Source organism: Actinospica sp. (assembly GCF_035552695.1).
In the GTDB taxonomy this organism is placed as follows: Bacteria; Actinomycetota; Actinomycetes; order Streptomycetales; family Catenulisporaceae; genus Actinospica.
In genome coordinates this window covers 26,248-32,862 of the sequence record NZ_DASZKT010000035.1, presented here as the reverse complement: position 1 = coordinate 32,862, position 6,615 = coordinate 26,248, and the positions used below count along the sequence as shown (strand labels likewise).

At 69.3% G+C, this 6,615-nt stretch carries 5 protein-coding genes and 2 tRNA genes; all 7 read right to left on the bottom strand.

All coding sequences use genetic code 11. The features are described 5' to 3' along the window. Positions 1-70: 70 nt before the first annotated feature. Positions 71-1,534 carry an IS21 family transposase gene (istA, locus tag VG296_RS05985; protein ID WP_325563920.1) on the bottom strand — a complete coding sequence of 488 codons (1,464 nt, stop codon included), beginning with the start codon at positions 1,532-1,534 and terminating at the stop codon, positions 71-73. Positions 1,535-2,506: 972 nt separating this feature from the next. Then, positions 2,507-2,579 (bottom strand) — tRNA-Lys (locus VG296_RS05980). A 110-nt stretch (positions 2,580-2,689) separates the two neighbouring features. After that, the gene (locus VG296_RS05975; RefSeq protein ID WP_325563918.1) at positions 2,690-5,077 is read right to left on the bottom strand and encodes a heavy metal translocating P-type ATPase; all 2,388 of its coding nucleotides are present in this window, start codon (positions 5,075-5,077) and stop codon (positions 2,690-2,692) included. Positions 5,078-5,124: 47 nt separating this feature from the next. After that, the gene (locus tag VG296_RS05970) at positions 5,125-5,376 is read right to left on the bottom strand and encodes a heavy metal-associated domain-containing protein (protein WP_325563916.1); all 252 of its coding nucleotides are present in this window, start codon (positions 5,374-5,376) and stop codon (positions 5,125-5,127) included. 70 nt (positions 5,377-5,446) lie between these two features. Continuing rightward, positions 5,447-5,728, bottom strand: coding sequence for a metal-sensitive transcriptional regulator (locus VG296_RS05965; protein ID WP_325563914.1), 282 nt, complete (start codon positions 5,726-5,728; stop codon positions 5,447-5,449). 119 nt (positions 5,729-5,847) lie between these two features. Beyond that, positions 5,848-5,920 (bottom strand) — tRNA-His (locus VG296_RS05960). Between the two features lie 88 nt (positions 5,921-6,008). Beyond that, complete coding sequence (gene orn / locus VG296_RS05955) at positions 6,009-6,602, bottom strand: oligoribonuclease (protein ID WP_325563912.1); 594 nt, start codon at positions 6,600-6,602, stop codon at positions 6,009-6,011. Between the last annotated feature and the right edge of the window lie 13 nt (positions 6,603-6,615).

The following is a 6,615-nucleotide window of genomic DNA, read 5'->3' as shown; positions in this document are numbered from 1 at the left end:
TGGATCGACCTGACAGCGATGCCGACCTCGGCATCCAAAGCCGCGACCGCCGTGAGCCAAGACGCCGGCATCAACAGCGCTTTCTACCTCCAGTACTTCCAACCATCGAACCGCTGGGCGTTCGCCCGGATGGACGCCGATCGATCGAGGCCAGGTCGCCGTCGGCGAACCGGCCGGCCTCCGCCGCCATGTCCAGCGCGGTGTCGATCACCTCGTCGCCCAGCAGCGCGGCGAGCTCGACCGCGCGGGCCATCTTCGCCCGGACCCGGACCGTCCCGGTGGCCCCGGCCTCGGTCAGCCAGCGTTCCGCGCCCGGCCCGATCTGAAGGAACGCGATCTCGCCCGCCGTGCGGGGCTTGGGTTTCGGCGCCAGGATCGAGCGCCCCGCGGGGTGGTGCGGGTAGTGCTCGTCGACGATCCGCGGGTTGCCGGGGGTCGAGAGGGCGTGGCGGGCGATCTCCGACAGGCCGGCGGCGGTGTCGGCGGTGACGACCAGTTCCTCGCCGACGACCCGGCACCACACGTACCGCCCGACGTGCCCGGGCGGGACCGAGTAGCGCACCGAGCCGAACCGGACCGTCTGCCCGTCGTCGACGACCCGCTGATCACCGATGGCCAGCGCGAACGGAACGTCCGGGACCCGGTGCAGCACCTGGCGCTCGACCGCGAGCCGGTCGACGGGGCGTTTGCCGGTCTCCCGGTGCGCACGGGCGTTGACCCGGTCGCAGAACACCTGGCAGGCCTCGGCCAGCTCGGCGAACGAGCCGTAGTCCGGTAGCAGGTTCGCCGCCTTCGGCACCAGATCCCACTTCGCGATCTTCACCGTGGCCTCGACGCCGCCCTTGGACTCCGGATCGAACGGCACGCACGACTCCACCGAGCAGCCGTAGTGCCGCCCGAGCGCGACCATCTGCGGATGACGGACCGGGATCCCGGCGACGTGCTCGACCGTCACGGTCTTGGCGTTGTCCGAGAGCACGAACGTCGGCACCCCGCCGAGCGTGCGGAACACCTGGTCCAGGTTCGCCGAGGTCGTCCCGACCGTGGAATCCCAGACCGGGATCACCACCCGGAACCTCGACCAGGCCAGCCAGGCGCAGAACAGCCAGGTCTTGCGCCCGCTGATATCAGGGCCCTTTCCCCAGTCGAACTGCAACCAGAGCCCCGGCTCCGGAACCCAGGGCCGATAGGTTCTCCGGCGCCCGGCCTTCCAGGCCTCCTTCGCCTCCGCGACCGCCCGCCGGGTGGTCCGCTCGTTCCCGGTGAAGCCCATCGCGACCAGCTTGCGGTGCGCCACATCCGCGCGGATCTTCCCAACCGAGTCCTCCACCCACTCCTCGACCTTGGCCAGGAACGGGTCGATCGCCCGCGGGCGACGCTCCCGCTCAAACGGACTGCGCCCGGCGTCGCGCAGCGCGACGTACCGCTCGACGGTCTTCGGGTCGACACCAGCCAACTGCGCGGCGGACCACACGGTGTGTGTCAGGTCGTATGCCCTGAGTATTTCCACGATCTCCCTGCCAGACTTCGTCACAGGACCTCTTCGGTGCGGATTGCTGAATGCGGCAAACATCAGCAAACCCGACCGAAGAGGTCCGCTCGATCAACGGGTCGAAACAGGAACCCCCACGACCACCCCACGAGGGTCGGTGGCCACCCACCAAGACTTCTGATGTCCGCAGAACCAGACTCAGCTGTCCGCCCAACAAGACTTTGACACGTCCGCCGTCACGAAGCGCTGAAGGCGCAGGGCTACGGCCCGACGGGAGGTGGGTCATGAGCCGTGACAGGATGCGCGACGAGGACGCTAACGCCCGCTGGTTCCAGGACGTCGCAGCGCAGCTCGCCTTCGACATCACGCCAGACTCCCAGTTGGAAGAAGTCCTCCGCGGGATCATTCGACAGAACGCGCGACCGGCTTCGGCGACACCAGTCTCCGGACCACATCTGGCCACCAGCTCAACAGCGGCGAATTCTCCGGCAGGCCCGGAACCGGCTGCGCCGCCGACCGCAGAGAGCCGGCAGGCACGTGCTCGGTGGGATAGCCGCTTTCTCGCCACCTGCCCGGCATGCCTTGGCACGGGACAGGTCCCACGTCCAAACTCCATCGTCTTGCACGGCTGCATGCTGTGCTGGGAGCGCGGCTTGGTCTCTACTATCGTCGCCGAACGGTGGCGCCGGCGAGCCGACCCTCAGGGCCAAAGCTTCGGTGGAGGTGCAGCCGATAGTGCCTAGACACACCACATCCGGAGACCCGAGTGGCACTTGCCTCACAGCATCAGGCATACCCCAAGCTCACAGCGCATGCGCGCATCGCTCACGCTGAGGTGTAACACGATCAAAGCCCTGAGAAGCACGATCGGGACGGATCTTGAACGGCCGCTCCCACACGCCTCCCACACTGTCCACCATGTGGGATTTCCCGACGTCAGGATGGCGGGACATATCCGGCCCCGGATACGCGAAAGCCCCGGCCATCGCCATGATGGCCGGGGCTTTCATCCGGTGCGCCGTCAGGGACTTGAACCCCGAACCCGCTGATTAAGAGTCAGCTGCTCTGCCTATTGAGCTAACGGCGCTTATGGCAAACCCCGAGTGACCGTTACCGACCGCTTGGTGGGGTTGTGTGGTGCGCGTTAGAGATTACCGTAACTCGGGCCGGGGCGGAAATCGATAAGGGCAGGGCCTGTCACCTGCGGAAACGGCGCAGGCGGAGGGAGTTGGAGACCACGAAGAGGGAGGAGGCCGCCATGGCCGCGCCGGCGATGAGGGGGTTGAGGAAACCCAGGGCGGCGAGCGGGATGGCGGCGAGGTTGTAGGCGAAGGCCCAGAACAGGTTGCCCTTGATCGTGGCGAGGGTGCGGCGGGCGAGGCGGATGGCGTCCACGGCGGCGGACAGGTCGACGCCGGTTCCATCGGGCGAGACGCGCACGAGGGTGAGGTCGGCCGCCTCGATCGCGGCGTCGGCGCCGGTACCCATGGACAGGCCGAGGTCGGCGGTGGCCAGCGCGGCGGCGTCGTTGACCCCGTCGCCCGCCATGGCGACTACGCGGCCCGCAGCTTGGAGAGCAGCGATGGCCTCGGCCTTGCCCTCGGGCAGCACGCCCGCGATGACCGCCGAGTCCGGGATGCCGACCTGCGCGGCCACGGCCCGCGCGGCGGCCTCGTGGTCACCGGTGAGGAGCATCGGCTCGAGGCCGAGGGCGCGCAGGCCGGCGATGGCCTCTCGGGCCCGCGGCTTGACCGAGTCGGCGACGACCAGCACGCCGCGCACGGCACCGTCCCAGCCGACCGCGACCGGCGTCTGCCCGAGGGCGGCCGCCTCGGCGACGACGGCCTCAAGGTCGGCCGGGAGTGGCAGCGACCACTCGTCGGCGAGGTATGCGGGCCGCCCCACGACGACCGCGTGCCCCTCGACGACCCCGGTCACCCCGAGCCCGGCAGTGGCTCGGAAGTCGGTCACCGGCGGGAGCGGAGCGTTCGCGGCGGCGGAGATGGCGCGGGCGATGGGGTGCTCGGCGAGGTGTTCGACGGCGGCGGCAAGCCGGACCAGTTCAGAGGAAGCAGAGGACACGGAGGAGCCGGAGGAAGAGATGGCGGCGGGGGTGGTGGGAGTAGGGGCACCGGCGGCGGCGAGGACATTGGGCGACGCGTCAGCGGCGGCCTCGGGGGCGGTGGCGGCGGGGTGGGCGCTTTGGAGGGTCATTTGGCCGGTGGTGACGGTGCCGGTCTTGTCGAGGACGATGGTGTCTACGCGCTTGGTGGACTCCAGGACCTCGGGGCCCTTGATGAGTAGGCCGAGTTGGGCGCCGCGGCCGGTGCCTACTAGGAGGGCGGTGGGGGTGGCCAGGCCTAGGGCGCAGGGGCAGGCGATGATCAGTACGGCTACGGCCGCGGTGAAGGCGTGGGCCACGCCGCCGCCGGCGAATAGCCAGGCGGCGAGGGTCGCGAGGGCGAGGGCGATGACTACGGGGACGAAGATCGCTGCGACGCGGTCGGCTAGGCGCTGGACGGCGGCCTTGCCGGTTTGCGCGCGGACGACGAGTTCGGCGATCTGGGCGAGCTTGGTGTCCCTGCCGACCTTGGTCGCGCGGACGACGAGGACGCCGCCGCTGTTGACGGTGCCGCCGCTGACCTCGGCCCCCGGGCGGACCTCTACGGGGACTGATTCGCCGGTGAGCATCGAGGCGTCGACGGCGGACATGCCCTCGACGACGACGCCGTCGGTGGCGATCTTCTCGCCCGGCCGGACGACGAAGAGGTCGCCGACGACGAGCGCCTCGATGGCGATGCGTTCCTCGGTGCCGTCGGGCGCGCGCCGGGTCGCCTCCTTGGCGCCGAGTTCGAGCAGGGCGCGCAGGGCCGCGCCGGAGCTGCGCTTCGCCCGCTCCTCCAGGTATCGGCCGAGCAGGATGAAGACGGTGACCGCCGAGGCGACCTCGAGATAGATCTCCTTCGCACCGCGGCTCGCGGTGAGGGAGAAGTCCATACGCATCCCCGGATCGCCGGCCCCGCCGAAGAACAGGGCGTAGAGCGACCAGCCGAACGCCGCGATCGTGCCGAGGGAGATCAGCGTGTCCATCGTGGCGGCGCCGTGCCGCAGGTTGGTCCAGGCCGCACGATGGAAGGGCAGCCCGCCCCAGACGACGACGGGCGCGGCGAGCACGAGGGCGAGCCACTGCCAGTTCCGGAACTGCAGCGCCGGGATCATGGAGAGGACGAGGACGGGGGCGGCGAGGAGGGCGGAGATGAGGAGGCGTTGGTGCAGGGGGAACGGCGGGCGAGCGGCGGGCGCGGAATCGGAGGCGGCCCCGGCGCCGGGCGTCGCGGGGGTCGCAGGGGGCTGTGGAGGGACGGGGAGGGCGGCGCCGTAGCCGGTGGCCTCGACGACGGCGATCAGCTCCGCCGGTGAAACCTCCGGGGGGTATGCGACGGCCGCCTTCTCGGTGGCGTAGTTCACCGTCGCGGTCACGCCCTCGATCCGGTTGAGCTTCTTCTCGATCCGGGCCGCGCACGACGCGCAGGTCATGCCGGTGATGTCGAGCTCGACTCGATCCTCGGTCCGTATGGCGCTCATGGATGCCTCCTGCCGCCGTTGAGTTCCCGCTTCCACGTCGATCCGGCTCAGACCAGCTCGTATCCGGCCTCGTCGACGGCGGCGCGCACCTCGTCCTCGGTGAGCTCGCGGATCGAACCGACGGTCACCTTCTTGGCCTCGAGGTCCACCCGCACGCCGGTCACGCCCTCGATCGCGGAAAGCTCCTCGGTCACGTGGCCTGCGCAGTTGCCGCAGCTCATGCCGTGGACCGAGTAGACGGTGACGACGGGGCTGGAGGTGAGATCAGCGGGCTTCGGGGTGATCTCGATCTCGGTCATGGGGTGCTCCATTCTCCGGTCGTACGAGGGTGTTCGGGTTCTGCGGTTAGGGTTCCGCGGTTCGGGTTCTTCAGGAGCGGACCAGGCGGGCGATCGCGGCGGAGGCCTCGCGCACCTTGGCGTCGGCGACCTCGCCCCCTTCGGCCATGGCCTCGGAAACGCAGTGCGCCAGGTGCTCCTCGAGCAGGCCGAGGGCCACGGACTCCAGGGCGCTCTTGGCCGCGGAGACCTGGGTGAGGATGTCGATGCAGTACTTGTCCTCCTCGATCATCCGCTGCAGGCCGCGAACCTGGCCCTCTATCCGGCGCAGACGCTTGAGGTAGTCGTCCTTGGCATCCGTGTAACCGTGCATCCCGAGCCTCCTTCCTCCAAGAGAACCATACCCCTGTAGGGTATGCCGAAGTCGAGAGCGGAAGCAAGTCAGGCCCCGAGCCGCATCAGCGACCGGGGCCTGACCTTAGAGATATAGAGGGTGAGTGACGGGACTTGAACCCGCGGCCACCTGGACCACAACCAGGTGCTCTACCAACTGAGCTACACCCACCATCGTTCCGCGCTCCACGAGGGAGCTCGGCACTCGCAATAGTGTAGCGGGTCTCCGGGGGTGGTCAGCAACAGCTATTCGGGCTCCGCTAGGAGCCCAGCTTCGCGGCCGCGTCGCGTGCATCCTCCGAGGTCGGGCCGGGCAGCGGGACGAAGACAGTGGCCCGGTAGTACTTGAGCTCCTCGATGGAATCCTTGATGTCGCCGAGGGCGCGGTGGTTGCCGGTCTTCGCCGGGGCCTGGAAGTAGACCCGCGGGTACCAGCGGCGCACCAGCTCCTTGATGGAGGAGACGTCCACGACGCGGTAGTGCAGGTGTCCCTCGAGCTCCGGCATGTCCCGGGCCAGGAAGCCGCGGTCGGTGCCCACGGTGTTGCCGGCCAGCGGGGCCTTGTTGGCCTCGGGCGCGTGCGCGCGGATGTACGCGAGCACCTCGCGCTGCGCCTCGGCCAGGTCCATCCCCCGCTCCAGCTCGGCCAGCAGGCCGGAGCGCGTGTGCATGTCCCTGACCAGGTCCTTCATTTGCGCCAGAGCCTCGGCCGGGGGTTTGATCACCACGTCCACGCCGTCGCCGAGGATGTTCAGATCCGAGTCGGTCACCAGCGCGGCCACCTCGATGAGCGCATCATGCTCGAGATCGAGGCCCGTCATTTCGCAGTCGATCCACACCAGCCGGTCATTCATGGAGTCGAGGGTA